Annotated in this window: 30 protein-coding genes; 7 read left to right on the forward strand and 23 right to left on the reverse strand. The window is 57.3% G+C overall.

Annotated elements, in window-relative coordinates:
* Nucleotide 1: 1 nt before the first annotated feature.
* The 6 genes from KHO23_RS31555 to KHO23_RS31580 all read right to left on the reverse strand — a co-directional run bounded on the left by KHO23_RS31555 (nucleotide 2) and on the right by KHO23_RS31580 (nucleotide 6,658).
* Nucleotides 2-709, reverse strand: coding sequence for a type IV secretion system protein (locus KHO23_RS31555; protein WP_200653569.1), 708 nt, complete (start codon nucleotides 707-709; stop codon nucleotides 2-4).
* Entirely contained in the window at nucleotides 703-1,761 is a 1,059-nt protein-coding gene (locus tag KHO23_RS31560) for a type IV secretion system protein (protein WP_211616528.1), read from the reverse strand. The genes KHO23_RS31555 and KHO23_RS31560 overlap by 7 nt, the downstream gene beginning before the upstream one ends.
* A gap of 529 nt (nucleotides 1,762-2,290) precedes the next feature.
* Entirely contained in the window at nucleotides 2,291-2,941 is a 651-nt protein-coding gene (locus KHO23_RS31565) for a type IV secretion system protein (RefSeq protein ID WP_168795948.1), read from the reverse strand.
* Nucleotides 2,942-3,243: 302 nt separating this feature from the next.
* Nucleotides 3,244-5,763 carry a VirB4 family type IV secretion/conjugal transfer ATPase gene (locus KHO23_RS31570; RefSeq protein ID WP_211616530.1) on the reverse strand — a complete coding sequence of 840 codons (2,520 nt, stop codon included), beginning with the start codon at nucleotides 5,761-5,763 and terminating at the stop codon, nucleotides 3,244-3,246.
* A gap of 199 nt (nucleotides 5,764-5,962) precedes the next feature.
* The gene (locus tag KHO23_RS31575) at nucleotides 5,963-6,247 is read right to left on the reverse strand and encodes a VirB3 family type IV secretion system protein (RefSeq protein WP_211616532.1); all 285 of its coding nucleotides are present in this window, start codon (nucleotides 6,245-6,247) and stop codon (nucleotides 5,963-5,965) included.
* Nucleotides 6,248-6,256: 9 nt separating this feature from the next.
* Nucleotides 6,257-6,658: a mating pair formation protein gene (locus KHO23_RS31580; RefSeq protein WP_211616534.1), complete on the reverse strand. Its 402-nt coding sequence runs from the start codon at nucleotides 6,656-6,658 to the stop codon at nucleotides 6,257-6,259.
* A gap of 209 nt (nucleotides 6,659-6,867) precedes the next feature.
* Here KHO23_RS31580 and KHO23_RS31585 point away from each other — a divergent pair, with 209 nt between their 5' ends.
* Nucleotides 6,868-7,725, forward strand: coding sequence for a helix-turn-helix domain-containing protein (locus tag KHO23_RS31585; RefSeq protein ID WP_211616536.1), 858 nt, complete (start codon nucleotides 6,868-6,870; stop codon nucleotides 7,723-7,725).
* Here the strand turns inward: KHO23_RS31585 and KHO23_RS31590 are convergent.
* Genes KHO23_RS31590 through KHO23_RS31600 form a run of 3 tightly spaced genes read right to left on the reverse strand, consistent with a single transcriptional unit; the run spans nucleotide 7,722 to nucleotide 11,073 of the window.
* Complete coding sequence (locus tag KHO23_RS31590; protein ID WP_211616538.1) at nucleotides 7,722-8,765, reverse strand: glycosyltransferase family 9 protein; 1,044 nt, start codon at nucleotides 8,763-8,765, stop codon at nucleotides 7,722-7,724. The genes KHO23_RS31585 and KHO23_RS31590 overlap by 4 nt on opposite strands.
* A 23-nt stretch (nucleotides 8,766-8,788) precedes the next feature.
* On the reverse strand, nucleotides 8,789-10,585 hold the full coding sequence (locus KHO23_RS31595; protein WP_211616540.1) for an ATP-binding response regulator: 1,797 nt from the start codon (nucleotides 10,583-10,585) through the stop codon (nucleotides 8,789-8,791).
* Complete coding sequence (locus tag KHO23_RS31600) at nucleotides 10,582-11,073, reverse strand: molybdopterin-dependent oxidoreductase (RefSeq protein ID WP_236067068.1); 492 nt, start codon at nucleotides 11,071-11,073, stop codon at nucleotides 10,582-10,584. The genes KHO23_RS31595 and KHO23_RS31600 overlap by 4 nt, the downstream gene beginning before the upstream one ends.
* A 203-nt stretch (nucleotides 11,074-11,276) precedes the next feature.
* Between KHO23_RS31600 and KHO23_RS31605 the strand changes: the two genes are divergently transcribed.
* Nucleotides 11,277-11,549: a hypothetical protein gene (locus KHO23_RS31605; protein ID WP_211616544.1), complete on the forward strand. Its 273-nt coding sequence runs from the start codon at nucleotides 11,277-11,279 to the stop codon at nucleotides 11,547-11,549.
* A gap of 185 nt (nucleotides 11,550-11,734) precedes the next feature.
* Here the strand turns inward: KHO23_RS31605 and KHO23_RS31610 are convergent, their stop codons facing one another.
* Nucleotides 11,735-12,067 (reverse strand): hypothetical protein, encoded by a 333-nt coding sequence (locus KHO23_RS31610; RefSeq protein WP_211616546.1) that lies wholly within the window; start codon nucleotides 12,065-12,067, stop codon nucleotides 11,735-11,737.
* Complete coding sequence (locus KHO23_RS31615) at nucleotides 12,064-12,879, reverse strand: ParA family protein (protein WP_211616548.1); 816 nt, start codon at nucleotides 12,877-12,879, stop codon at nucleotides 12,064-12,066. The genes KHO23_RS31610 and KHO23_RS31615 overlap by 4 nt, the downstream gene beginning before the upstream one ends.
* A 939-nt stretch (nucleotides 12,880-13,818) precedes the next feature.
* On the opposite strand from KHO23_RS31615, the gene KHO23_RS31620 reads away from it, so the two are divergent.
* On the forward strand, nucleotides 13,819-14,739 hold the full coding sequence (locus tag KHO23_RS31620) for an SOS response-associated peptidase family protein (RefSeq protein WP_211616591.1): 921 nt from the start codon (nucleotides 13,819-13,821) through the stop codon (nucleotides 14,737-14,739).
* A gap of 39 nt (nucleotides 14,740-14,778) precedes the next feature.
* On the opposite strand, the gene KHO23_RS31625 is transcribed toward KHO23_RS31620, so the two are convergent.
* The 5 genes from KHO23_RS31625 to KHO23_RS31645 all read right to left on the reverse strand — a co-directional run bounded on the left by KHO23_RS31625 (nucleotide 14,779) and on the right by KHO23_RS31645 (nucleotide 18,432).
* Complete coding sequence (locus KHO23_RS31625) at nucleotides 14,779-16,182, reverse strand: SIR2 family protein (RefSeq protein WP_236067069.1); 1,404 nt, start codon at nucleotides 16,180-16,182, stop codon at nucleotides 14,779-14,781.
* Nucleotides 16,183-16,336: 154 nt separating this feature from the next.
* Complete coding sequence (locus tag KHO23_RS31630; RefSeq protein ID WP_211616552.1) at nucleotides 16,337-17,044, reverse strand: AlbA family DNA-binding domain-containing protein; 708 nt, start codon at nucleotides 17,042-17,044, stop codon at nucleotides 16,337-16,339.
* A gap of 23 nt (nucleotides 17,045-17,067) precedes the next feature.
* The gene (locus KHO23_RS31635; RefSeq protein WP_211616554.1) at nucleotides 17,068-17,358 is read right to left on the reverse strand and encodes a type II toxin-antitoxin system RelE/ParE family toxin; all 291 of its coding nucleotides are present in this window, start codon (nucleotides 17,356-17,358) and stop codon (nucleotides 17,068-17,070) included.
* On the reverse strand, nucleotides 17,355-17,663 hold the full coding sequence (locus KHO23_RS31640) for a type II toxin-antitoxin system RelB/DinJ family antitoxin (protein ID WP_211616556.1): 309 nt from the start codon (nucleotides 17,661-17,663) through the stop codon (nucleotides 17,355-17,357). Before KHO23_RS31640 ends, KHO23_RS31635 begins: the two co-directional genes overlap by 4 nt.
* 97 nt (nucleotides 17,664-17,760) lie before the next feature.
* A complete protein-coding gene (locus tag KHO23_RS31645) occupies nucleotides 17,761-18,432 on the reverse strand; it encodes a hypothetical protein (protein ID WP_211616558.1) in 672 nt (223 codons plus the stop codon).
* Nucleotides 18,433-18,595: 163 nt separating this feature from the next.
* Here KHO23_RS31645 and KHO23_RS31650 point away from each other — a divergent pair, with 163 nt between their 5' ends.
* The 4 genes from KHO23_RS31650 (at nucleotide 18,596) to KHO23_RS31665 (ending at nucleotide 21,313) form a co-directional block, all read left to right on the forward strand.
* Nucleotides 18,596-19,192 carry a recombinase family protein gene (locus KHO23_RS31650; RefSeq protein ID WP_211616560.1) on the forward strand — a complete coding sequence of 199 codons (597 nt, stop codon included), beginning with the start codon at nucleotides 18,596-18,598 and terminating at the stop codon, nucleotides 19,190-19,192.
* A 58-nt stretch (nucleotides 19,193-19,250) separates the two neighbouring features.
* Nucleotides 19,251-20,078 carry an FkbM family methyltransferase gene (locus KHO23_RS31655; protein WP_211616562.1) on the forward strand — a complete coding sequence of 276 codons (828 nt, stop codon included), beginning with the start codon at nucleotides 19,251-19,253 and terminating at the stop codon, nucleotides 20,076-20,078.
* Between the two features lie 255 nt (nucleotides 20,079-20,333).
* On the forward strand, nucleotides 20,334-20,477 hold the full coding sequence (locus tag KHO23_RS31660) for a hypothetical protein (protein WP_211616564.1): 144 nt from the start codon (nucleotides 20,334-20,336) through the stop codon (nucleotides 20,475-20,477).
* Nucleotides 20,477-21,313, forward strand: a complete 837-nt coding sequence (locus tag KHO23_RS31665; protein WP_211616566.1) for a hypothetical protein — start codon at nucleotides 20,477-20,479, stop codon at nucleotides 21,311-21,313. Before KHO23_RS31660 ends, KHO23_RS31665 begins: the two co-directional genes overlap by 1 nt.
* Nucleotides 21,314-21,317: 4 nt before the next feature.
* Here KHO23_RS31665 and KHO23_RS31670 read toward each other — a convergent pair whose 3' ends face one another.
* The 7 genes from KHO23_RS31670 to KHO23_RS31700 form a co-directional block, all read right to left on the reverse strand.
* Nucleotides 21,318-21,734, reverse strand: a complete 417-nt coding sequence (locus KHO23_RS31670) for a hypothetical protein (RefSeq protein WP_211616568.1) — start codon at nucleotides 21,732-21,734, stop codon at nucleotides 21,318-21,320.
* Nucleotides 21,735-21,867: 133 nt separating this feature from the next.
* Nucleotides 21,868-22,185, reverse strand: a complete 318-nt coding sequence (locus tag KHO23_RS31675) for an XRE family transcriptional regulator (RefSeq protein WP_211616570.1) — start codon at nucleotides 22,183-22,185, stop codon at nucleotides 21,868-21,870.
* 17 nt (nucleotides 22,186-22,202) lie between these two features.
* Nucleotides 22,203-22,742: a hypothetical protein gene (locus KHO23_RS31680; protein ID WP_211616597.1), complete on the reverse strand. Its 540-nt coding sequence runs from the start codon at nucleotides 22,740-22,742 to the stop codon at nucleotides 22,203-22,205.
* A gap of 346 nt (nucleotides 22,743-23,088) precedes the next feature.
* Nucleotides 23,089-23,499, reverse strand: a complete 411-nt coding sequence (locus KHO23_RS31685) for a hypothetical protein (protein WP_407946088.1) — start codon at nucleotides 23,497-23,499, stop codon at nucleotides 23,089-23,091.
* On the reverse strand, nucleotides 23,496-23,720 hold the full coding sequence (locus KHO23_RS31690; protein ID WP_211616572.1) for a DUF3717 domain-containing protein: 225 nt from the start codon (nucleotides 23,718-23,720) through the stop codon (nucleotides 23,496-23,498). Before KHO23_RS31690 ends, KHO23_RS31685 begins: the two co-directional genes overlap by 4 nt.
* A 50-nt stretch (nucleotides 23,721-23,770) precedes the next feature.
* Nucleotides 23,771-23,965 carry a hypothetical protein gene (locus KHO23_RS31695; RefSeq protein ID WP_211616574.1) on the reverse strand — a complete coding sequence of 65 codons (195 nt, stop codon included), beginning with the start codon at nucleotides 23,963-23,965 and terminating at the stop codon, nucleotides 23,771-23,773.
* Nucleotides 23,962-24,282 carry a hypothetical protein gene (locus tag KHO23_RS31700; protein WP_211616576.1) on the reverse strand — a complete coding sequence of 107 codons (321 nt, stop codon included), beginning with the start codon at nucleotides 24,280-24,282 and terminating at the stop codon, nucleotides 23,962-23,964. Before KHO23_RS31700 ends, KHO23_RS31695 begins: the two co-directional genes overlap by 4 nt.
* Nucleotides 24,283-24,322: the final 40 nt, after the last annotated feature.

Below are 24,322 nucleotides of genomic sequence, written 5' to 3' on the forward strand. Positions count from 1 at the left end.
CTCAACCTCCAGATGGGGCCGGCGCACCCGGCTCTGTGTTTGGCTCGAAGCCGGTCACCATGAAACCCGTACCGTTGATGTAGCGGTTCTGCGGCGTTAGCGCCTGCTTCACGAAGTCGTAGCGGAACAGCACATGCCAGTACACCGTCTTGTTGTCGCCGTTGCCGTCGTTGTAGGTCGTGAAGGTTGCTTCGGCCTTGTGGTCGTCACGGTCGAGAATGCGGATGCGCTGATCCTTCACGCGACGAACCGTCGTCTCTGCGATCGCGTAGTACGGGTTGTCCTTGTTCTTCGCGTCCATCTCGTGATTGAAGCGGTCTGCCACGTCCGATGCTGAATGCAGCCTGACGTAATCAATATGGTCCTGGCGAAACGCGCGATCCAGCGTGTAGCGTTCAGTCACGTAACGGGCAAGTTCGCTCTCGATCACGGCATCCTTCGAGCTGAGCACCGCAGGTGTGCCGATCTCGCTTTTTGCGACGTGGTTGTTTCTGTCAAGAGTCAGCACCACAGGTGGCACATACTCCTGATTGGCCTTGTCGTAGGCCATTGAAGCCAGTGCGAGGCCCGCGATCGGCCACGCTACCAACGCGAGCAGATAAGCGCGATTCCGGGATAAGCGAATCGCCTCATAGGATTCGGCTGGCGGTGCGTCAGGCGCTGCCGCCTTACGTACCTTGGATGCTTTCTGGAAAATCGCGCTCACCATTGACCTCCATCAGATGTGCCGCTCGACGGCGCTGTGCCGCCTGGGCCACCCGGTTGACCGGCACCCGATGGGCTCGACATGCTTGAAGGGCTCGTAGCACCGCCCGAGGAAAGCGCCCGCTCGATTCGCGCAAGCTGGTTGCCGTGAGCAGTTTGAGTGTTGCTGATACTGGTCAGCGCATTCGCCGCGCCCGGATTTGCGCCGGCGCCGCCTCGACCACCCCCGGAAAGCTTCGACATGATCTGGGACATCATGAAGCCGCCGATCATGTCCGCCATGCCGCTGCCGGCGGCGCCGCTCGATGTCAGAGCGGACGCCAGGGGGCGAATGGTAAAGGCCATGAAAAGCGCTATTGCGCCGGCGATAATGATTGCGGCGAAGGCATCCTGCGCCGTCATCGCATTGGGATCCATCTTCGAGACAAACTGGTCGGTGATATCGAAGCTGAATTTCACGATGACACCGAGCAGGATTCCGACCAGAGCGAACTTCGCCATCGCCGCAAACCAGCTCATGCCGAATCCGCGCGTGCTGTTCCACATCAACGTCGGCACGAACAAAGGGAAGAGCAGCATCGTGACCGCAAAGCCCATGTCGGACCCAACCTTCAGGACGAGAGCAATCAAGACCATGGCTGAGTTGACGATCTGCAAAGCCAATCCAAGAAGAACGATGCCAATCTTGAGCATCGACTGCTTCATCATCTGACCCGACGCGGCTGAGAATTTGTTGTAGTCGTTCTCCAGATATTGCGTCATTGACTGTCCGCCCATCAGCGAACTTACCGTGTCGTCACGCAACTCCTGGAATGAGTGAAAGATCTGTCCGGCAAGCCCGCCCCAGTTCAATGCCGCGAACACGAACATGATCGTCAAAAGCATTCTCACGAGAGGCCACACGTCCGCAGGATCCCGCCCGGAATGAACCCGGATTACCTTCACTGCCACCCAGATCATCGCGAGGTAGAGCGCCGGTTGCGTGACTGCGTGCCCCAGCACCGGGTAATTGGTCGACAGAAACGCTTCCGTTCGCGACGGGATGCTGTCGAACAAGGTCTGGATGAATTGATCTACCGGATCAGCCATGTCACTTCCCCGGGCCAAAAAATATCTGCTTGGAGGCCTCCGCGGCGGCGTTGCAGTCGCGTGCTTCCGGGGTGTCAGCAAAGGGGCTAATGCCGCGGTTTGTGCAATCGTCTTCGCGCGCTTTCATCTCGGCGCGATGCGCAAGGTAATACGCTTCCGTCTTCGGCTCGAACGTCGGCACAGTCTGCGCAGGGGGTTCGACAGTGCCGCCTCCCGTGCTGCTCGTATGCACGACGTAAACGATCAAACCGCCGCTTCCAACAACTGCGACTGCGAGAAGGAACCAACTGAGTTTGCCTGTCCACGTCATATGCCTGTCTCCAGTTTCTTCACCCGTGGACCAGCAGGCCCACGGCGCGCCGTCACGCCTGCTGGCCGATAGGATGAAAATCGCACGCGCACGGCGATTTCGATATCGCGCCGGAATGTGCACAGCCAGCCAGACACGTAGCGCCGGCGAGCAGGAGATAAAAAACGATGCTTCGCATGTCGATCCTCACTTCGATACGTTGCTGAAAAACTTCTCACGCTCTGCGGTGGCCTGGTTACTCTCGTTGAGCTGGTTCGCCGTCAGATTCGCGTTGATGGCCTGCAATTTCGTTTGCGCGGACTGGGCCATCCCCAGCTCGGCCGACATGCGGTTCTGCAGATCCGCGGCGTCCTTTACGTTCTGGGTCGTGTCGACCTGCTGTGAAAGGCTTTGGAAGTTCTGCAGGTGGGTTTGGGCCTCGTCGTACAGCGACTCTCCGCCGGCCAGTGCCGAGCGAACCGAGTCGGTACTCATCTTGTAGTTCGCGCCCGCGCCCTTGTCCGCGAAGTCATCGGGTGACATCGTGTTCATCACCTTTTCATACGTCGCCTGTCGGCTACCGTAGATGCCGCTCTTCTGCTGCGATACAACGTCCTGCCAGCTGCCCGGCACAATGGACGACGCGTCAATTGCATCGGTCAGCCCCTGCCCACCCCGCCCGTACGACCCGGTTACCGCGCCGTATTGCTGCTTGAGCGTGTCGTATTCCTGCTTGAGCTGCGCGAGTTGCGCGGCCAGCGCTGTCCAGGTCCCGGCATCGCCAACCGGAACGCCCGTTGCGAACGCTGACGTCGATATGGCCATCACTGCGATGGCCGCTACGAATGGTCCTTTCATTTCTGCACCTCCACTTCCGGTTGTAAGGTCGATTTCGCCAATCGCGCTGCGCTCCCTGACTTGCCCATCCAGTACAGCCTGATGCCTCGCGACCACGACCACGCATACACAAAACAAAGCGCTAGCACGCCGTACTGCTGCGATTCCCACGCCATCCAGAACCAGAAAGGTTGCCCTGCAAGCCCGCAGATACAGGCCCACTTACGCCAGTGTTCGCGTCGGTCCTGCGACAGAAAAATGCTCGCCGCACCGAGTACACCGATTGCAATCTGTCCGATCACAGGTTCACCTCACCACTCAACTCAAAGGTTGTGCGTCCGTTCAGATAGCGCACGTTTCATGAACACTGGAACCCATCGGCTCGGGTCCGTTGTGCCCAACTCGGCGCGGACACGGTTCATCAGCTCAACCGACTTGTCATTCGACGACAGGACGGCCACGAGCTCAGGCATGTCCGACATATCAAACGAGGCGCGCACACTGACTCCGCTGCCCTTCTTGATAAGTACCTTGTAGTCGGTGGGCGGTGCGCGCTCGATGAATTCGAACTCGCTCTGCGAAAAGTCCAGGTTATCGACGTAGTCCCGTCGATCGGCCTTGTCATTCGCGAAATAGAAGCTCGTCACCGCCTGATTCTTGACTGCCGCCACCGGCCGATAGAGAGCGCTCGGCTCGGGCGTAATAAAGAGCGTTACGCAGTTGCGCCGACGGAATGTCTCGCGATACAACTCGACCTTCTGTTGCCAGAACGGATTGCGAATGTACGTCTGGGCTTCGTCCCACACGATGATCGCGGGCGACCCGTCAAGCGATTGCTCGATACGGTGTGTCAGGTAGTTGAGCAGGATGGGAAGCTCTGGCCTTCCCTCCTTGTCTTTCATAAGCTCCCGCATTTCGTAGCGATAGTGACGATGCGTTGTCACATCGAGCGTGTCGTGTTCGTTGTCGAAAACTGCAGCATTCGCGCCATCGCCATGCCACACGGCAATCGCCCGATACAGATCCGAATTCTTCGCGCCGAAACGCCAGGCCAGATTCCGCAGGCGCCGGTCCTCGAATTTAGTCTTGCTGTCATCGAAGTTGTCATTAACCGCCGTGGCAATGCGTTCGATATCGTCGACCGTGAGCCTGTAGCCGTAGCACGTCGCCATCATCTGCAGCAGCTCGCGCAGCATCGCGCGGTTCTGTTCCGTGTCGGGCATCTTGCAAGGATTGCCAAGGGAGCGTGACAGGCTTAGTACGATGTCGGCACCGTTCATTGCCTGCATGAACACGGTCGCGCCGTTCTCACGGTCAAACCAGTGCACCCGGGGCTCCACCTTATCGGCCTGACTGGTAACCATCGCGACAAACAACGTCTTGCCCACGCCCGTTTTCGCCGCGAAATTGCCATGCCCGGGCACCATCCCGGCGCGTTCCTCGTGAAAGTTCAGGTAGTAGCCGGTCTGGCCTTCAGTCGGCAGGACCATGAGGCATTCACCCCACAGGTTTCCGTCAAAACGCCCTTGCGGAAAGCTGTGCAGCGATGCAAAGGAAGCGAACTGGAGCGTCTCGACCTTGCCGACCCGGCCGTTGTGCCGCTTTCTGGCACCAGGTATCTGCGACCATACGGCACGCTCCATGCCGGTCGTCTCGACAACCGGTTTCACGCCCCAGCTCTTGAAGCACTCGCCCGTTTTACCCACGGCATCATCCAGCGCTTCAAGCGCCTTGAGCGCCGCCGCCTGCGAGCGCCCTTCGATCGGCACATGAACGAGGACGCTCATGTGGTGTGTGCCGAGCACTGCCTTGTTAGCAGCCTGTCGCATACGCAGTGCCGTAATTTCCGCCGACATACCGGCAGTCGTCCGGTCGTGCGATAGCCGCGCCTCACTGGTCGACGTCGCCATGCTCGCGTCAAGCTTGTCGATCGGGAAAAACTTCTGCGTGACGATCAGTTCGGCAGGCAGCCGCTGGAACCGGTCGGCCATCCCGGCGACAACGCCATCGGGCCAGCGTGACATGGCCAACACCTGGCCGATGCGCCGGTGGTTGAGCCCGTTGACCTCAAAAACATCTTTCCCAAGGATCGGATTGCGACCGAAATGCAGATACGCGCTCGCGATCGCCTGGGCCAGGTTGTATGAGTCAGCCAGCACCGGGCCGTCTTCCTGTGTGAGCAGATAACGCAGGAAACGCGCCATCTCACAACAGGGTCCGATTTCCGTTTCGACGCGGCCCAGCCGCCGAGGCGCGTAATGCGCCAGCGATTTCATCAGCGAATTGACCTTCTCTTCAAGGTCACGCGCCTGTCTCGACTCCGTTTCAAGCTTGTCGTTTGTGCCAGAGGGATTGAACGCATTGAATACGCGATCGAGCCGCCCCACTACCCCGCTGTAGTGCCGGTAGCGCACGATGGCAATATAGATTTCGTGTTGATACAACGACCGCGTCTGAAAACGCGCTTTCAGTTTTTCATTGAGGAAATTCGGAAACCAGTTCGAATACTTGCCGGCGGGCCACCGGTTGGCCTTGCGCCGGATCTCGTACACGTAGATGCCCACATTGCTGTCAGCGATGGATTCCAGTGCGGTGTTCCGCTGATGCTTGTACGCATCGACGCCGGTGTCATCGAGCATTTCCGCGTAGAGGCCCTGGAGACGCACAATCTGCACCAGTCCGCTGTCGAGCGTGCGCAACGTATGGCCGTTGTAGTACGCGTTCAGGCCAAACGGAAGTTCGCGCGAGGCGTGCAGATCAGCCGCATCATCCTTGTCTGACTCGCTCCGCTGAACGAATGGCGACGCGCCGAAATGACGGTCGAGAAAGGTGGAGAGAGACATAGTGACGTGCTCCTCCTATCGCTTCGCGCCGCGAGAGCCGCCCGCTCGCATGAGCAGCTCCGGCACGAAGAGCGTCTTGCCAGTGCCACCCTCTGCCCAAAGGTTCGTGTGTCCGACACGGCGCGACGGCATCGACAGAGCCGGAGGATTGTCCGTCGGCTGCGAGACAGACGACACACGCCGGCGAGAGCGTGAAGATTTATCGTGGCGCATAGGTCTTGGCCCCGCCCCAGTATTTGATGCTGCGTGGCTTCGCCGTCGCGCCAAAGCTCTGATACGCGACCGAGAACGCGAACATATCTTTCGCAGTAATCAGATAGGAGCCGATGACCAGAAAGGGCACGGCGAGCATCACCGGCCACCATTTGAGGAACATGAAAACAACCGCGGGCAATACGAACGAGCCGAGGAACAGCTCAGCCAGGCAGCCCCATATCATCCAGGGTTGCACCATGCCTTTCGGGATTTCGTGTACTTCACGCATGGCCTCACCTCAGATCTGCGAGGAAGCGACCGACGCCGCATAGCGGACGATGGAAGGGACCGCGAAGAATACAAATGAGCAGATAACTGCGATCACGGCACCCTTCATTGGAATCCAACCCTTCGGCACCCCGAGCACACAGATGCCGAGAATCGCCATGAAGACATAGGGACCCGCGTCGACGAACAGCCAGCTAACGAAATCGCGAACCAGGCCCGTACCAGTGCTGTAGTCCATCGCATAAGCGAATTCAGGGAAAACAGCTACGCACAGCAAAGCAACCAACAATGACATGCGCCGCGATGTGCTCGCTTCGACACTGCAGAAAACCGCCCGCGCGTCGCGAGTCTTCGCGCAAATGAAGGACAACAGCCGCTTCTCAACACTCTTACCCACAACGGCGTCTGCCATATCAAACCTCTTCAGTGATTCGTGGTTAGGCGGTGCCGCGCCGTCAACTCCTACCCTCGCGCGTCATCCAATGGAATGAAGATTACCTACCGCGTCACTTTACTAGTCACAACGAGCGTGTCAAGTCATGTTTTGCAAAAAATTTCCCAAACCTTGCGTGTCAGGTCAGTTATGGATAAAGTCGGCAACCAAAGGAGGGGTATCTAGATATGCCTGATAACGACATTCAGACCGACTCAACGGCCATCGCCAGCCGCGTTCGCAATTTGATGGAGCGGCACGGCGTTACCAAACGCGCTCAGGCGAGCGAGCTAAGCCGGATACTTAATCTCAGCTTCTCGGCTGCAAGCCGCAAGATGAAAGGCCAATTGCCATGGGATCTGAAGCAACTCGGGGCAGTTGCTACGCACTTCGGCGAAACTCCGAGTGTTCTGGTGGAAAACAACGAAGATTTTGAAGACTCGATCACGGGTGAGGGGATGCTGATGGTGAGCCCGCGTCCGCTGCCCTGCTCCGTGCTAATTGGCGACGAGCTGAGTGGCGACCGATCAGCTGACCTGGTAGCGATCCAGTCGGGCGACACATGGAACGTATATCCAGCCGAAATTGCTCCGGCCGGACGAATATTCAATGTGCTGTCGGTCGAAATACGCCCCGACCTGCCGCACCTCGAGAAGCCGGCTATCGCGGTTCTCGACGACGATACCGATACGCAGGCGGCAGACAACGTCTGTGATTATCTTAACGACCACGGTCTGAACGCCACACCGTTCTATGATCTGGCCAGTTTTCGCGAGAGCCTGAAGAGCAACGCGTTCGACGCTTTCATAATCGACTGGCTCATCAACGATGACACCGCCGAGGCCGCGATTGTCGATATCCGGAAGGCCGAGAATCCATCGACACCGATTTACCTGCTGACCGGGCAGTTGCAAAGTGGTAAGGCCCGTGTTGACGACATTGCCCGGGTGGTTAAGCAGTTTGGCTGCAAGTGGATCGAGAAACCGGTTCACATGCCCATATTGTTTTCGCAAATCTCTAACGAACTGAGCCGCTCATCGAGCTAACCGCAAAGGTGCAGCGCCCAGTTGCTCGCAATCAACTTCTGATACGCGCGGTCGACTATCTCCAGATCGCCCGCCCGCCCACTTGCCTGGATTCCCTGAATTTCCGGAAGAGGAAGGTTTATAGCTTTGCACGACGGGTAGTCGCGCACGCGCAGCTCAGACGAGATCGTAGTGAAAAATGCCACTGTAGGCACGTCAAACCCAGCTGCGATGTGAACGGCGGCCGTGTCAGACGTCACAACAAAGCGGGCATTTTTCACCCATGCAATAAAGGCGGCCGTGTCCGTCGATAGGCTCTTAATGTCTGTGTAGTGCTGGTGGTCGACCTTGCCGAAGCCAAGTACGGGAACGTGAAACCTTTCCCAAAGACTATTTACAGCCTCGACTCGAAACGAATGCGGAATGCTGCGCACAGGCGTGCTGGCTGTCGGACAGAGCAACGTATATTCCTTCGATGACCATTCCGCGCTCAACGCCGGCAGAGCTACGCGCTGAAGCCAGTCATTCGACTTGTGGTCCCGGCCAACGTCAGCCGGTGCGATCCCGAGCGCCCACAGGAAAAAATCTATCATGGGCATCGTCGAGAAGTTCGGCCAGAACAGATGGTTACCCAGATCGATCCGGAGTTCATCGTCGGGCAGAGAATCGACATCGACGGGAAGATCCACAACACTCCCAAAGATCGGCGCCGCCAGTTCGTATAGCTGCCTGACGTACGCAGGGGCGCGACTCGGACGATAGATAACAAAGGAAATTTCCGGGTGCCGCCTCTTGATCGACGCCAGCGCCGTGAGTCCAATAATCGAGTCCCCCAGCGTGACGCCCATTCCGTTGATGACATGAACGCGCGTTAGACGCGAGTAGTCGACTTCAAACGGAGCAACATTCGCATTCTTGATTGCCTGCACAGCAGAAAGCGCGCTATAACCTTCTGCCGACACATCGGATACCTCAAGGTCATAGGAGGCAACAATCTCACGATCGCGCGAAAGCAGTGAACCTGCATTCGTAAGCGCCGATACCTCATCAAGGATAGTCATTGATCAATCACGTTCGGTTGAATTCAGTGCCGCTTGTTAGCTGCAAGCGCATCCAGTAGCGCCTGCTTTAATACCGAGTTTCGCACAGGCTTGTGCAGGTGTTGTGTGAAGAGTTCGGCCCCACTGTCTTTCAGCAGCTCCCTGGAAAACGCACTGATGCCGATGATAGGAACATCCCTGTTCGGTCCCGGCGTCGCTCGTACCTTTCGAGCGACGGCGATCCCGTCTTCCCCTGGCATCTGCACATCCAGCAATACTGCGTCATACGTAGCCTCACTCAATGCAGCCAAAGCCTCGCCGGCGTCGACAGCAACATCCACGTACGCGCCAAACGATGACAGCACATCCGCAAATGACTCCCTTGCAGATTCCTGGTCATCTACGATAAGCACCCTCTTCCGTTCGATGATCGCCGTAACTTGCATCTCTGTTCCATCGGCCTCTGTAGCAGCTGCGGCTGCTTTGACGGGCATCGACACTGTGACTATCGTTCCCCGCCCCGGCTCAGTCTCGATGTTGATCGATCCGCCGAGCAGATCGACCAGCCCTTTGACGATCGCGAGGCCAATGCCTGCACCGTCGTGCTTCCTCGTATTGGATTGGTCTAGTTGCGTGAATGGCTGAAAGAGCTGACTAACAGATGCCGCAGGTATGCCGGGTCCGGTGTCTTCAATAGTGATGTCAAGGACGGCCCCACCCCTGGACGGCGTTACATCGAGACGCGCAAGAATTCGACCGGCATCCGTATACCGGACCGCATTCGACAGCAGGTTCCCAACTATCTGCCTGATGCGATCGGGGTCCGACAGATACCAACCATCGCCGTTATTGACCAGCGCGACGACCTCCAACCCCTTGCTCCTGGCAGACGCCGTCACGTCGTCAATCATCGAGCCAATAACGTCGGCGGGTTGAAATTCCCGCTCCCGCAACGTGAGGCGTCCGGCGTCCAGTCGCGCGAAGTCGGTAAGATCTTTCATCTGTGTTTCTAGCCTACTTGCGGCTACCGCCAGCCTCTTGATCAACGTCGCGTCTCGTTCGGCAAATCGCCGATCCAAAAGTGTATCGGCCACACTAACGATACTTTGCAGCGGTGTCCGCAGTTCGTGCCCGATCATCCCGAGGAATGCATTTTTTGCGCGGACCGCGTCCTGTTCTGCCTTGATCGCCGCGTTCTGCTGACGCGTTAGCCGCTTTCGATCGACGCCTAACATCAGGGCGAGTACAGCCGTTCCCGCCAGGAGTATCAACAGTAGCAGGCTGCTCAGGAAAAAAAGGTGCCGCTTTCCGATCAAGTCTTCGTAGACTGTATCGCGCCGGTCTATCTCGGCCTCGCTCACGTGATCCGTGATGACTGCCAGAGGCTCATCTATCTGCCCTAGGCTAAGCGACAGGTCCACGGCCCTGCCTGGATCTTGCGGCAGCTGTTCGACGGCAGGCCTCACCCTCTCGATCACCGCACCTATTTGTGCGATCGCATCTCGAAAGGAAGCATTGCCATTAAAGATCTGGGTGGCATCGGACGGTGTGGCCAACACCGCGTATTTCGATTGCAACACGTCAAAGCGCAACTGCACCGACCGAAAATCCGATCTGCCGGCGCCGTACAGGAGAAAGGCGTTCTTGGCCTTGTTGGCTGCGATTTCCAGTTGCGCCACGGGCCAGTAGTAATTCTCTTGAGGACCAGCCAGCGCCTTGAGACTCGCTGGCGACAGGAGCAGCGAATACGCGAAATAGACCCATACCCCGGATACGCAAAGTAGGAGAGCAATCGCGACGCCGAGGACCCGTTTGACACCAAGTCGGCGAAGGAAAATCATTCAACGACAATCTTATAAATTTGCCACACAAATCGAGCCTCGATCGACGCCCGGTTCAAGTCATCCTGATGGTCATCGCGCGGATAAATCAGCATCAACGGCCCAAAGCCCTTCTGTTCCAACGGCTTGCCGTCCCGCTCATATGCCACGATCACGCCGTATTGCTTCGCGTCCGAAAGCGGAACATCGTGCTTGTAGTCATCGAGCGCGTACACGTGCAGCACCTTCCCGCGTGCGCCAACTTTCTGCAGAATGCTCTCCAAGGTCGGTCCGCGCCACACACTAACGGGCGTCCAGTTGGTCGAAGTCTTGATTGTCCTGGTACTAAGCGCAAGCAAATCGGCACTGGTGAAATGGTACGTATGCGTACTGGCATCAGTGACGTTCGCAATGTTTCCTGTCACGTCCAAGCCCCACGGGGCAGTCTGGGCATGCGCCTGAGAAAAGCTGGACACAAACAACAACAATGCAAATCCGAGATATCTCACCACAGCCTCCATTTGTGCTTGTGTGCGGACTATGTAAGCCGGGCCGGGAGCTCCGCTCCCCACTTGCCCGGTATTTCGCAGCAATATAAGGCATCTGCGACGCCGCGGCCCGTTCGAGCTCGGCAAGCTGACAACACAAGGAGGCATTTGAGGGTATCTGCTACCATCAAATCACCACCACAAAGTTAAATTCAACACCCTGCATGGCAAACGACAGATCACCGATCCACGAAAGCTTAAACCGCATCCTTCAGGACCTCCGTGCATGCCAGGATGAAATCACGGCTGCTCGCGCAAAGGGTGTGACCGTTGATAGCGCGCCTATGTTGGCGCGTATCGATAGCCTCGCCAACCAAGGCCACGCCTTGTGGCCGCAAGGCGAGGAACATCGCGACCCTGACTTTGAAGACATCCTGCACGTCAAGGCAGACATTCAAAATTTGGCGCTGGAGTGCAGGCGCGCCGTTTCCGCCTGACGAGATTGGCGCGCATAAAAATGCCGACCCGGTTGGGGTCGGCAAGGAAATCCAAACCATTCCAGGTGGCCAGCAGCGGCCAACTTTTCAGCTACCAATAAGGAATTCCAACATGAATTCTTTATTGGTATCCACTCAAACCACTGCCCCTCTCGCCCGAATGCGACGGATCGCCGTTTCCGTGCCTAATTTCCGCTTCGTCCCGCATCAAGCTCGCGACGCAAGGCGGCCAGCGCCCGTTTGAGCGTTTCGCCGAGCGGCTCATCAATATCATCGGCAAGGCGGTACAACTCATCCTTGGTGTCCTGCTCGCCCTTGATGTTGATCTGAACATTTCGCCCGGTTTTAAAGCGGCGCTTGGAACGCGCAACGGGAGCAACGGGAGCTGTCTGTCGGCCCGTGAACCCGTGCTGGTTCGCCAGCTTTTCGATATCCGCCTTACTCTGCTTAGGCTTCTGTTCGGCGGCCGGTTTTGGCGTGAAATTCTTCAGGCTGTCCAACGGATCTACACGGCTCATGATGCGACCTTTTCCTGTTGCTGCGGAGCGTCCTGCATGATTCTGGATATGACTTCCCGGGCAAAGGCTTCAGCGTTCTCGATCGCCTTGTCGACATTCGAAACTTCGTCACGCGGGAGCGTTTCGAGCGGTTGCCGGTATGAAAACATCGCCTTGAACGCGGCTCGCTCGTTCAACTCAGTCTCAAAAAATGGAATGCCGCCGGCTTCGAAGCTCTTGCGGATGTGCCTGGTATCGCGACTCTGAATTGCGGCCGCCGTACGCGTAAACAGAACGGCGTAAGGCAGCTTGTAGTCAGGTTTGTGTTTCTGGATACCGCGCTCGTGTGCGCGAATCAGCCCAAATGCACGGCTCGCCTGCTCCGCGTCGAGCTGCGAGCCTTGTGTCGGAACGACGACAAAATCAGCCTCCGCGATTGCATACGCAACGATCGTCGCCGCCGTGCCCTCCAGGTCCACGATTACAAAAGGCGCTTTTGTAGCAGCATCTGCGATCGTATCCCCAATGGTTTTATCGGTGACGTCCGAGATGATTGTCATGTTCTGGGGAACCTCGCCTCCCTCAGCCCACGTTTTGATCGGGTGATTGGGATCGCCATCAATAACCACCACTGCTGCGCGCTGAGCGATCTGCGTTGCCAGCGCTAACGCGGATGTGGTTTTACCCGCCCCGCCCTTCGGGCTGACGAAAACAATAGTTGGCATAGACAGGACCTCAAAGGTTCGGGTGGTCGAACACCCTATGGGTTCCAAAAAGGAATTCCATCGGAATTCATCATCGGAATCATAGTCGATACCTTTAAGGAATTCCACAAGAATTCAACCAAGAAATCCACATTGGTATCCAATATGAATTCCTCTGGAAGATGACTCTATAACGCGCAGGTACAACAGCCGAATCCCCGATGGTACGTGGATTTCGCCAGATACCATCGCTGGAACCATTTCAGAATTCCTACCGGAATTCTTTATAGAATTCTTTTTAGAATCCAAAAAGATATCCATCTGCTGAGCACCTAGAAGACCCGAACGTCCTTGCCGCCTACTCAAACACTGTATATATTTACAGTAGCTGTTTATCCATACAGTCCAATGAGGCCGACCATGGAACACCTGGTGCGCGTACAGAACGAATCTGATCGGCAGATTCTTGCGTGGTTGCTCGGCCGGGTAGGGGAGGCGGCCGTAGCGGCCGCTGCGCGCGACTGCGCAGGCCGAGGCAAGCCGTATCTGTCACAGGTGTGCCGACGACTCGGCATACTGCCGCCGTGGACGATAAGAAGCGCGCGACTACGTGACGCCGCGCGCGAAGCACATGAAGCGATCGGTGAACAGCACCTCGCGGAGATTCGGCAGATCTTGGCCCGTGCCCGCCCGGCCACGTCGTCATCTGTCGGGCGCGCTGTCGCGCCGGGTAGGTAGTATCTTTGCTTGACGCAGTGACTGAAGGTGGACACCTCAGCGTTGGTCGCGACGGCCCGTGAAACAACCGTTCGTGACGACAGGTGCGACGAAATGCAATGCAGGAAAGGAGTACGGGGATTTCTGCCAAATTGTTTCACGGCAATCGTACGCCGAGGCGCGATCTTGCCGCCGAACTTTCGAGCTAAAACGTGTTTTTTGACGGTCACCTCGCTCGCCGCTCCTTCGACGTAACAACAGCTACGTAAAATGTATTGGCTGACACAAGTCAGCCGAATTCGCGTTTTCGGTCATGATGCAGCGGCGAATCCAATAGGGGAGTTCAACCACATGTGCTATTCGGCCCAAATCGTGGCGGACTATCGCAAGTACGTAAAAATGTTCGGCGCCCACATGAGCATCAAGGAGTTCACAGAGTTGTACTGGGAACATGGCGGGCGGGATCTGAAAGCTCCGCTGGCAATGGAGGCGGCATTTTCGGATGCCCAGACCGACGATGAGCGGCGCATTCAGGCGCTGATTGCTGAAAACAACTCCGCGCGGGCGACAAAGCTCGAGCAGGAGGTTTTCGAGCAACGCACGCGACTCGCCAAAGCGGAGCGAACTCTGGAAGCGAAGCCGACAAAAGCGGCCGCCGAAAGCAAACGGATCGCCTCCAACAAGATCGACGCCGCGGTGCGCCGGTTGGCAGACCTGAAGCGCACCACCCTGAAGGATGCCGATTCTCGGATCTATCCTGGCTGGTATGCCCCAGTCATGATCGTTCAGGACGGCCACCGCGTCGTTGTCCCGATGCGTTACCGTTGCCGGTTACCGGGTTGGACCGAAGAGATGGAAAGAGAAAAGCCGGGGACGTACAACGCCCGGCGAAACAACTTGCGGAGAGTATGGGGAGAGTTGTTCGGCTATAACCACGGCATCATCATCGTCGATCATTTCTACGAGCACGTCGAACGCAATGGGGAAAAACTGGTTTTGCAGTTCGATCCGACGCCGGCGCAGCAAATGCTCGTCGCCTGTCTGTGGTCGCGCACAACGATACCCGGAGAACCAGACCTATTGTCCTTTGCCGCGATTACGGACGAACCTCCACCAGAAGTCCTCGCGGCCGGACATGACCGATGCATTGTCCCGATCAAACCAGAGAACGTCGACGCATGGCTCAATCCGGATCCGTCCAATCTGGCGGCGCTATACGCGATTCTGGACGATCGGGAGCGTCCGTACTACGAGCATCAGATGGCGGCCTAAGGAATGTGAAGCGCTCGACCGGTCCCCAATTCGCGTAGCCTAGGCGGCCGCGGCCTTGGCTGCCTCGTCGACCTTCAATATCTGTTTGTCGAGCGTGTACTCGTCGCCATTCAAGACCTTCTTAAGCAAATCGACCGCCGCTTCCGAGTACCGGTGGACGACGGTCGTTTTACCCGAAGGGACTGTGATGTGATACCTGTTGTCCGAAGCCTTCATGTCGAACCCGTCCTGTTCTTTCAAGACATTTATCAAGTCTTGTGCCTTGCTCCATCCGGTGAAGCCAAGCTCGGCGCCAACGCCGGTAAGAAGGAATCGGTAACTCAGGTTGACCTGCGAAGGATCGGACAATGATGTCACGCCGAACAGCTTGGCGAAGTTTTCGCCCGAATCGACGGCATGCTCAAGGGTCTGGAAGTCGATTCCAACGTGCCTCTTTGGAATGCTTGAACGAACCAATTCCACCGAGCGAGCCATGAGCGATCGTAAGAGCTTGGTGTTGACCTTCTCCAGATCACCAGCTTGACCGAACGCCTTGTAGACCCACTCGAATGACGACGCGGAGATACTCTTGATGCGAATGTTTACATCGGCTGCGACCGAGATGACCTTGTCGCGAGCGGGGTATGACGCGTCCGTGATCGCCTTGTCCCATTCCAGAATGTAGATGTTGGGCACGAGTTGAAAGTCGGCTCGAACCATGCGGTCCACGTCGTACAGGATGCTCTTGATGTTTGGATCGTCCGCCCGATAGCCAATGAAAATCAGGGGGTGCTCAACGAAGTAGGTCAACAGTTTTGCACTGAGATACTTGTGATCGTCTTCGAAACGTTGGTAGTCGGCCTCGTTGACGACGATGGACTTCGGGTCGGATCTGCAGCCGTGAATCTTGAAGATTTCTCCAATTGCGAGGTACGGCTTCCGCAAAATTTGTTGGCCAATGATTCTCTCGTAATCTGGAAACAGCGGCTCAATCACCTCATCGTAGTTCGTGGTGATGACGGCGTGAGCGCTAATGCTTTTGAGGGCAGCAATCTCGGTATCGAGGTCCGCGGATCCATACGAACCCTTGTGCGGTCCAAGTGCCTTCAGCAACTCAGCGATTGTGTGCTTGATGAAGATGTCGCTTCCATATGCAGTGCTGAAGTATTCGTCCGGAAATTTCGTCTTGCCCTTGGCACTCCACGCCCACTCGCGGTACAGGTCCGAAAAAACCGAACCGATCTTTTTCAGGTCGTTGCCATGAGCCTGCTTGTAGTAAGCGAAGTCCTTGTCGATCAGCGGGCACCCTTTGGCGAGCAAGCCCAATAGTTCTTCCCAGTTTGGTCCACCAGCGTACCGCTTCGTGAAGCCAGAGCCGACGAACAAGATCGGTTGGCAGCTTGCGTCAGCAAGAACCTTTGCGATATCAGCAGTGACCTCGTCCTGGTACTGCTTGTAGTCCATAGGCATCGTGTGGTTTCCCGTTGGTTGTGGGACGAAGTGTGCCGGCGGAACGCTTGCCCGTCGTACCCCGCTAATTACAAACAAGAAATTGTAGTATGTCAGCGCTTTGCAGCATCGTTTTCCGCCTGTATCCCGCGCGTGTGGCGATGGGGCGTCACCCCGGGTGAACGCGAATGACCAGCATGGGACGGTTCTTGTTAACATCGAAGCCAATCTGCACGTGAGACAGTGGCTCAACAACTGGCCACCCCGACATCCCCCCACTAAGGATCATTAAATGCACTAGGTGAGCGTCGCAGGCTTCCACCCGACATTCACCCGTTTGCCTGTATCCCTGATCAGCAATAGCAAGAGTTTCGCCAATCTTGTGCCCGATGCTTTGGAACGTGACCACACCGCCTCGCATCGCCAAGATTGCCTGGGCCTTGTCGTTACGGCTCACGATCAGTTCATTGAACAATTCAGGAGATGCCTTAACCGACTCCGACAGCCGGCGCACGTAGGCCGGTCCCGTGAAATGTGGTCGGTCCGCGCTAGCGCGCACGATTACCGCGACGACGGCCATGCCGTTGACCGTCAGCACCCTGCAGGTCACAGTCTTGATGGGCGGGTAGCAATCACTCTCGGCCGCTTCGCGTACACGCTTTTGCAGCATGTCGGTTTGGCCGACCGGTACACCTGTGATAGCCCCGGTCCGATCGTCGATACCGAGGAACAAGATGCCTTCGCGATCGGCCGTCAACGAGTTGGCGAACGCGTTGAGCGTTTGCCGCAATTCTTGCGACTTCACGCCGGCCGACTTGCGTTCAATGAAGTTGTCTTCGTGGTCTGAGAGACGCTGCAGCAGCTCGACGTCGGTCATGGTTGATTACCCGGTGAACATGGTTAATCCAATATTTCATCGGGCCATAGCTGCGCGCCGTGCAACACGCGCAGGATGCGCACGGTGTCGCCCGTGATGCGGTAGGCCGCGATATACGGTGTTCGGCTGATGACCAGTTCGCGGGTGCCCTCGATGCGGCCTAGACGGCCAGTCTCAGGAAACTGAAGCAGTTGCCTGACCTGCGTCCGGATCCGATCGTCCACGACCACAGCAGCACGCGGGCTGTCCTCTTCGATGTAGTCAAAAATCGCGTCGCGATCCTCTATTGCGAAAGCGGACCATTCAAGCCTCACGCGTCACCTTCACTTGCTTTGCGAAGGGCCGCGGCGCGGCGCCTGGCGAAATGGGCCTCAACGTCATCGTCCGCGGTAGCGGGGCGCGGATCGTCCAATGCTTCCTGCACCTTCGCGCGAAACCAGGCGTCATGTACGGCCGGGTCGGTCGCAAAGGCGAACGGCAACGCACCTTCGTTGGCAACGCGCGTCAGCAGGATACGGACGGCATCCGAGACGGTCAGTCCCATGTTGTCGAGCACCGCGGCCGCGCGCTCTTTCAGCACAGGGTCGATGCGCGTTTGCACCAATGCACTAGCAGCCATGGCCATTACTCCTACTCGTAACTCCGGATTCCACATTGTAATTCATTTGCATTACATGCGATAGCCCGGAGAAGTCGGACCTATTAATCGTGACACATCACGCCTCTCCGGCGCCCGGCGATCCACGCTCGGGTAGCCCATCAAAATCAAGCGCGATGCGCGCGGTCAGTCCATGTTGTTCACGCTGGGCAGGCTCGGCCGACACGATGACGCCTGCACGTTCCTTTTCGGTTTCGAGGCGCACACGCAGGTCTATCAGTGCAGCGAGGTCGCAATCCGTTTCCGCACGCCAGCAGCGCTCTATGACAAGGCGCAACGCTTCCACACGCAGGACGAATGCGCGCGCGTGGTCGATCTCCTGAATCAGGGTCTGGATGGATTCGTCGTCGGAATAGTGCTGCGCGAGTGCGCGCAGATCATATCGGGATGGAGGTGTGAATGCCGGCAGCGGGCGCGACTTCGGTGCGTCGCTGACGACGCCGGCGCGGAAAAACTCCGCTTGCAACTCAGTGCGCAGACATTCCAGCGCGACCAGCTTACTGCCCGTCTCATCGTTCCAGCAACGCTGGATGACCCCACGCAAAGCCTCGACCTCGCGCACGAATCCGCGAAGGTGCTGAATCTCGAGGATCAGACGTTGGACGACACCGTTGCCGCGATAGCGACGCCACAGTTCGCGGAGCTCGTAGATCGTTGGCGGCTTGCACTCGGAAAAGCGGGGCATGTTCGGGGCAGACTTAATACCTGTATAAATATACAGTATAGCCATTTGCCGGAATGCTTACGTCCTGTTGCGAAACTCGACCGCAGCCATGTACGAAACCGATCGGTTTAGGACTCCCCGTCCTGACGGTGTACGAAAATAAGCATTAACATATTTCGTACATGACGTATGATTCGTACGTGGATACCGTACACCAATGGAGCATCATATGTCTCGCACGTTCGCATATGCCCGTGTCTCGACAGCAGACCAGACGACCGAAAATCAGTTGCACGAGATCCGTGCAGCGGGTTTTGCAGTTGATGTGCGCCGCGCGGTGACAGAGCACATATCAGGTAGTGTCGCGGCGAGCGAGCGCCCCGGCTTTGCCAAACTGCTTGATCGCCTCGAGGACGGCGACGTGCTGATCGTGACAAAGCTCGATCGACTCGGGCGTAACGCAATGGACGTGCGGTCAACGGTAGAGCGCTTGGCGGGCATGGGGGTGCGCGTTCACTGCTTGGCCCTTGGCGGCGTCGATCTAACCTCAGCCGCGGGCCGTATGACCATGGGTGTGCTTACAGCGGTAGCTGAATTCGAGCGCGATTTGCTGATCGAGCGGACGACCGCAGGTATCGAGCGTGCCAGGGCCGAAGGGAAGGTGATGGGCCGCCCGTCTGCTCTGACTATCGAGCAGCAGCGTGAGGCGCATCAACGACTCGCGCAGGGCGCATCAGTGTCGCAACTTGCGCGGGAGTACAAGACGACCCGGCAAACGATCATGCGCGTTCGGGAAAAGCTTCAATCCCTGGGCCGGACCGAATAGAAGCAATACTTTTGCCAGATAGTCGCTGTACCACGAGAACATTTTCAGGATCAGAGTCATGCCCTTGCCGCTTCGTCCCATTGCTTTCGTTCTGGCTGCATCCAATCACGGAAGCATGATCGTGAATCGCAATGACCATCACGTAGATGACAAGAGTCGTCCCTATGGGGTTGGCTTCCAGATACTCGACAAATCGGGCTTTGACGAAAGCGAAGTAAGCCTAGTGCTGGCATTGCTCGACTGTCGACGCAATCATTTCGGCAACGGTGTCGTCGCCGTGGACGGAGGAGCCAATATCGGCGTGCATACGATTGAGTGGGCACGGCACATGTACGGGTGGGGGCACGTCCTGGGATTCGAGGCGCAAGAGGTTTTGTATTACGCCCTAGCGGGAAACGTCGCGTTGAATAACTGCATGAATGCCCGCGTGAAGCTTGCGGCGCTCGGCGAGCAGTGCGGTGAGCTGGTTGTACCGCAGCCGGACTATTTCAAGCCGGCGAGCTTCGGTAGCCTGGAACTGCGCCCCAACCCCGACAACGAATTCATCGGGCAGCACATCGCCTACGATGCCTCAGCGTGCAACGTCGTTCCGATGGTCAGCTTGGATTCCCTTGGTTTAGAACGTCTGGACCTCCTGAAACTGGATGTCGAAGGAATGGAGCTCGAGGTGTTGGGTGGTGGTCGGTCTGTGCTTGCGAAGCACCGGCCGATCATGCTCATTGAAGTCCTCAAATCTGATCGCGCGGCAATCGAGAGATTTCTCGGCGGTTTCGGCTACCGTGTTTTTCCCGCGGGCCACCTGAACATCGTTGCCGTGCATGCGTTGGATCCGACACTCAGTCAGATCACCGTTAAGAACGGCGAGCCAATTGTGGCGGCGGAGTGAATGACGAAAAACACTACCTAAACACAGCGATCATGGCTGCACACACTCACTTGCTCAGTCGATAGTTGCGCTTAAGGCCGCAAAATTCTCGCTTCATGCACTGAAAAAGTGACGACATGAACTGCATTTTTATGCATTTTTTCTCTTTATAATCAATGTGTTGCATTAAAAAACTGTTCTACTTTTTTGCACCTCGTTCTAGATAGAGGCTCTACGCTATGAAAAACTTCGCTCACTCTATTTTTGGAGATCGAAATGAGCGAACTTATAAACGCCATTACTTCTTGCATCGTGAAGCTCTCAGATAAAGCTAACAACTTGACGCCGCTGCTGCAGACAGTTGCAGTCATCGTCGGTATGGTCGTGATCGGACTCATGGTCTGGAAGGGGAATCGTTGATGAGCATCAAACCATGGTCACGAATGCCCGTCGAATGGGTCACAGACGAGCGGATAAAAAAATTCACTTGGCCGTCGGATGGTTCCGCAGGAACCGCCGCACTCATGCTCTTCTTCGTGTTCTGCCATTTTTCTAGTGAACGGATCGCCAGGGCAAGACGCAGTGCAGAACCAGTATCGGCCGGGGTAGCTCCGGGCGACGCGAATCCCTACAGCGCACACCTAGTAGTCACACCTGCTACGGGTTTCTCGGCCGGCGCATTGGCGTTGGTTGGGGTGCAATTGCCAGAGCAGGTTCGTGTTCAGATGGTGGCTCACCTGACCTACGACGAACTCAGCGCACTTACGGGGCTTTCAAGAAAGTTGATCTCTGGAGGGCTTAAATTGCTCGAAACCCGCAAGATGGTTACGCGGTACGGCTCTGCGCGGACGGGAGATTACTGCCTTGAAGGACTAGAAGAGGGAAAGCGATGGGCAAAGCTGCCGGGGCAAGCATTGCTTTCACCTGCGAAAACTGAGTTTCTGCCGCTCACGCGATTCAGCCTGCGCAGCAAACATGAGTTAAACGCATTGAAGCTTCACCTGTACTACGCATCCGTGCGCGACAGAACGAAGCCTTATAGTCAGTCTTCGTTCGAAACGACATGGAACAACATTGGCGTTCCAGAGAGGGATATTCCCAAGGCAAATTCGCTATTGCTAAGCACCGGCTTGCTTTCCCGTTTTGGACGAGATACGGGCGAAGATGCGAAGCAATATGAATCAAACCGGTATTACATGGAGGGCTACGACAGTCTTCTCGCACGCACAACACCGCCGGCCAGCACCGATAGCTAAGAGGTCAGTGCCGTGCTTGCTGGTCCAGATGACTTTTTATCATCGAGATCGCCAGTTCGCCGATCACAGCGATCGCGGTGAGCAGAACCAGTATCGGCGCCACTGCCTGCGCAAACGCCTTGTCGTCCGTCGGTTGACCGGCTGCCCGCATGGCCATGTCAGCCGCGATAAACAGAAAGACGCCGACGAAAAGCCCCCACTTGCCGAAGCGTGTCAGGCGCTTCAGAGTCGGCAAAACGCTGATCAAAAACGTGTTCATCATTTTCTCCCCCCAAAAGGAACGGCCCGGCGCGACACAGTCCGGCGAACGCCATCGGCAAGACTCTTTGAATACATCAGACGAAATAAGAATAGCAGACCTGTTCAACCTGGGAAAACTGGTGTCTTTCCGGGCCTGTTCAGCGCATCGCATCGACAGCATGTTCGAGTATCCTGAAAGCCTCTCAGGTTCTGGCCGGCCCTCGAAATGTAGCCAGGACATTCAGCCGGCGCGCTTCGGTGCGCCGGCTTTTCTTTTTCCGCGCAACGTGGTGACAGCAAAGCGTAACGCCCGGTCATTCGTCATCGGGCGCTGATTCAGCCATACCACTCAACCCAATTTCAAGGGTTTTGCCACGCCAGATTGTGCCCAGGCCCGCCATATCACAGAGAAGTGCCCACGCTATATAGGGGACGGGCGTTTCACCGCTGATCCAGCGTCTGACCTGGCGGCCGCCATGCTCACTCAGCCCGAGCACCCGGGCAAGAGCCCGACCTGACAGGCCGATGCGTCGCACCGCTTCCTGAACTTCAGCGCCCCGGGGCCGCTCCCAGCCCTCATCCGCCGGGAGCAAGCACTCGGCCCGAATAGGTGTATGAATATCAACCGTCATTTTTATCGCCTTTTCTCTTAGTCGTACTTCCTGGATTGGACGGATCTTCGCGCCCGGTCGATCGCGTCCGCCGCGACCTTTTCCTCCAGCCGTAATCGATGCGCGCGGAACTCATGTTCCGGCCACCGCGCTTCGCACTCCTCGAGCGCCTTGACTGCCTGATCGCGAGTCATCGGGTGCGTGTACCCCGGCCATGGTTCGTACACGTCGCCGCCTGCACTCGCCACCCGTATACGCACGGCACGCTGGATGATCCAGTCGTCCGTCCAGATTTCGGGGGCCGCCGGGGCTTCAATGGCATCAGCGTCAACCTCCGGCAGGTTGCGCTCATCAAAGTGTCGCTCTCCCGTCGACGTGTCGAGCAGCGTAACGATCGCGTCGCCGAATCGTCCCTGCAGGTCAACTGCATCTCGCCATGCCTTCCCTGAATCGTCGTATTCCGCCGGCGTATCACCAGGCTGCGCATGCCTGAATCCGACCGCCCCCCACTGGTCAAAACTGAGTACTACATCGACGTAGCGGTTCGCGTCGTCATCCCAGACCTGCACTCGAAACATGGTGCCCTCCTGATCCTGAACGATTCATTGGTGCCTCTGTCCTCGATCCAGCCCCCACGGCTTCGCCGCGGTGGAAACACGCAGCCTGCGGCTGCTTGACGACCCCGGCCACAGTCGCACGGCGCCTCACCGGATCGTCCCTCCGCTGCCGCTACGGGCCGGCGCTCTCCCCACGCCTGCCGGCGCGGGTCCCCGTGCGCCTCGATCCGGGCGCGCAGGCGCGCGCGATACACTCCCGGCCAATACAAGTTCTGGTTTAGCAGGAAGGGGGTTCCCTGGCACCGGTGTCTACGATCGGGCTGGCGAGCCGGAGCCTGTCAGCCTCGGACACAGACACGCCTGCCCGTTACCAGCCAACGTAGTTCAGCAAAAGCTCCGCGATCAGCTTGCGACGAACAAGGTCCAGCCCCGACAGGTCGGCGAAACCCCTGATGCCTGCTTTCTCCCACAGAACAACGCTATCGTCCGGGTTGTAGAACGAATACAGCGCGGCAAGGAAAGTGCGCTCGCCGCTGCTGAGAACACCGAAGGCGTCGAGAATGACCGCCCCATTGGGCGCGAGCGCCCACTTGTCTTTCGCCTTCTCAACGGCCTCTCTGGTGCCATCGCCGAAATACACCGAACCGGCCAGCATGACAGCCTGTTTCCATGCCTCAAAAAACCGCGCAGGCGCGGTACTAAAGTGGGCGTCGCTTTCCTCCATCTCGCGGCGAAACTCTTCGAGCACTTCGGGGGGAAACTTCGATTCGTCGGTCATAGCGGCAATTCCTGTTGACAAAGGGCAGTGGTCACAGCTTCCACCTGCTCGGCAGACAGCGAAGACACGTCGATGGCTGTTGCGTGTGCGTAGATCATCCCGCCATAGATATCGGCAAGGTGACGCGCTTTCGGGCACAGCGCCGCGTCTTCTCCTGACGCCTGGCGGTTGCGCCATATATTGATCGCCTGTTCAATCTCGGCAATTGTAAAGGTTGGCATGGCAGGCTCCGAAGCCCGCGCGTGTACACGCGGGCGGTTCAGGGTTCAGGTTATTGGGCGCACAACACTTCGTAGAGTCCGCCCTGGTTGATCGACATTTCGGCATCCGGCAACTTCGCCACACCGCAGATGAAGTCGAACGGGCCGCTGTACGGCAGCATTTCAAGAATCGTCTGATTGCCGAACCATGTGCGCAGCACGTCGCCGCGCTTCAGTTCGCAACCCCGTTTCAGTGCTGCCGTCATGCGGCACGCTCGCGCGTGTGGCGGACCGCTTCGTGAACCGCTACCAGCGGCGCGCGGGGCGGTACGCGGTCAAACTCCGAAAGCGCGGCACGCGCGATCGCGCGAAGATCTTCGCGGTGCATGTCGATCGCATGACCGTCCCGGTCGAGCATGTTGGCGATGCGATGCAGCGCGTCGGCAGTCTTCGCCGCCGCATCCGCCGACAGCGCCATACGGAACAGTTCGGCACGCACGATTTCACGGTCACCGTACTGGTAGACGGCCAGTAAAGGCAGCAGTGCGGTCAGCCAGGTTGGGCGAATTTGCGTCAGGTCCATTTCTTCCTCACTGATTTTCAGATAGGGCGAAAGACCCCAG

Source organism: Paraburkholderia haematera, from assembly GCF_905220975.1.
Taxonomy (GTDB): domain Bacteria; phylum Pseudomonadota; class Gammaproteobacteria; order Burkholderiales; family Burkholderiaceae; genus Paraburkholderia; species Paraburkholderia haematera.

What these genes read in the sequence shown, in the direction of transcription:
- KHO23_RS31595 (WP_211616540.1), bottom strand. Translation starts at nt 10,585, where the DNA reads ATGATTTTCCTTCGCCGACTTGGTGTCAAACGGGTCCTCGGCGTCGCG.
- KHO23_RS31555 (WP_200653569.1), bottom strand. Translation starts at nt 709, where the DNA reads ATGGTGAGCGCGATTTTCCAGAAAGCATCCAAGGTACGTAAGGCGGCA.
- KHO23_RS31565 (WP_168795948.1), bottom strand. Translation starts at nt 2,941, where the DNA reads ATGAAAGGACCATTCGTAGCGGCCATCGCAGTGATGGCCATATCGACG.
- KHO23_RS31580 (WP_211616534.1), bottom strand. Translation starts at nt 6,658, where the DNA reads ATGGCAGACGCCGTTGTGGGTAAGAGTGTTGAGAAGCGGCTGTTGTCC.
- KHO23_RS31695 (WP_211616574.1), bottom strand. Translation starts at nt 23,965, where the DNA reads ATGACGGCAGCACTGAAACGGGGTTGCGAACTGAAGCGCGGCGACGTG.
- KHO23_RS31645 (WP_211616558.1), bottom strand. Translation starts at nt 18,432, where the DNA reads ATGGCTATACTGTATATTTATACAGGTATTAAGTCTGCCCCGAACATG.
- KHO23_RS31585 (WP_211616536.1), top strand. Translation starts at nt 6,868, where the DNA reads ATGCCTGATAACGACATTCAGACCGACTCAACGGCCATCGCCAGCCGC.
- KHO23_RS31670 (WP_211616568.1), bottom strand. Translation starts at nt 21,734, where the DNA reads ATGCTGTCGATGCGATGCGCTGAACAGGCCCGGAAAGACACCAGTTTT.
- KHO23_RS31700 (WP_211616576.1), bottom strand. Translation starts at nt 24,282, where the DNA reads ATGGACCTGACGCAAATTCGCCCAACCTGGCTGACCGCACTGCTGCCT.
- KHO23_RS31590 (WP_211616538.1), bottom strand. Translation starts at nt 8,765, where the DNA reads ATGACTATCCTTGATGAGGTATCGGCGCTTACGAATGCAGGTTCACTG.
- KHO23_RS31605 (WP_211616544.1), top strand. Translation starts at nt 11,277, where the DNA reads ATGGCAAACGACAGATCACCGATCCACGAAAGCTTAAACCGCATCCTT.
- KHO23_RS31680 (WP_211616597.1), bottom strand. Translation starts at nt 22,742, where the DNA reads ATGTTTCGAGTGCAGGTCTGGGATGACGACGCGAACCGCTACGTCGAT.
- KHO23_RS31660 (WP_211616564.1), top strand. Translation starts at nt 20,334, where the DNA reads ATGAGCGAACTTATAAACGCCATTACTTCTTGCATCGTGAAGCTCTCA.
- KHO23_RS31575 (WP_211616532.1), bottom strand. Translation starts at nt 6,247, where the DNA reads ATGCGTGAAGTACACGAAATCCCGAAAGGCATGGTGCAACCCTGGATG.
- KHO23_RS31665 (WP_211616566.1), top strand. Translation starts at nt 20,477, where the DNA reads ATGAGCATCAAACCATGGTCACGAATGCCCGTCGAATGGGTCACAGAC.
- KHO23_RS31625 (WP_236067069.1), bottom strand. Translation starts at nt 16,182, where the DNA reads ATGGACTACAAGCAGTACCAGGACGAGGTCACTGCTGATATCGCAAAG.
- KHO23_RS31640 (WP_211616556.1), bottom strand. Translation starts at nt 17,663, where the DNA reads ATGGCTGCTAGTGCATTGGTGCAAACGCGCATCGACCCTGTGCTGAAA.
- KHO23_RS31685 (WP_407946088.1), bottom strand. Translation starts at nt 23,499, where the DNA reads ATGACCGACGAATCGAAGTTTCCCCCCGAAGTGCTCGAAGAGTTTCGC.
- KHO23_RS31610 (WP_211616546.1), bottom strand. Translation starts at nt 12,067, where the DNA reads ATGAGCCGTGTAGATCCGTTGGACAGCCTGAAGAATTTCACGCCAAAA.
- KHO23_RS31620 (WP_211616591.1), top strand. Translation starts at nt 13,819, where the DNA reads ATGTGCTATTCGGCCCAAATCGTGGCGGACTATCGCAAGTACGTAAAA.
- KHO23_RS31690 (WP_211616572.1), bottom strand. Translation starts at nt 23,720, where the DNA reads ATGCCAACCTTTACAATTGCCGAGATTGAACAGGCGATCAATATATGG.
- KHO23_RS31570 (WP_211616530.1), bottom strand. Translation starts at nt 5,763, where the DNA reads ATGTCTCTCTCCACCTTTCTCGACCGTCATTTCGGCGCGTCGCCATTC.
- KHO23_RS31650 (WP_211616560.1), top strand. Translation starts at nt 18,596, where the DNA reads ATGTCTCGCACGTTCGCATATGCCCGTGTCTCGACAGCAGACCAGACG.
- KHO23_RS31630 (WP_211616552.1), bottom strand. Translation starts at nt 17,044, where the DNA reads ATGACCGACGTCGAGCTGCTGCAGCGTCTCTCAGACCACGAAGACAAC.
- KHO23_RS31655 (WP_211616562.1), top strand. Translation starts at nt 19,251, where the DNA reads ATGCCCTTGCCGCTTCGTCCCATTGCTTTCGTTCTGGCTGCATCCAAT.
- KHO23_RS31675 (WP_211616570.1), bottom strand. Translation starts at nt 22,185, where the DNA reads ATGACGGTTGATATTCATACACCTATTCGGGCCGAGTGCTTGCTCCCG.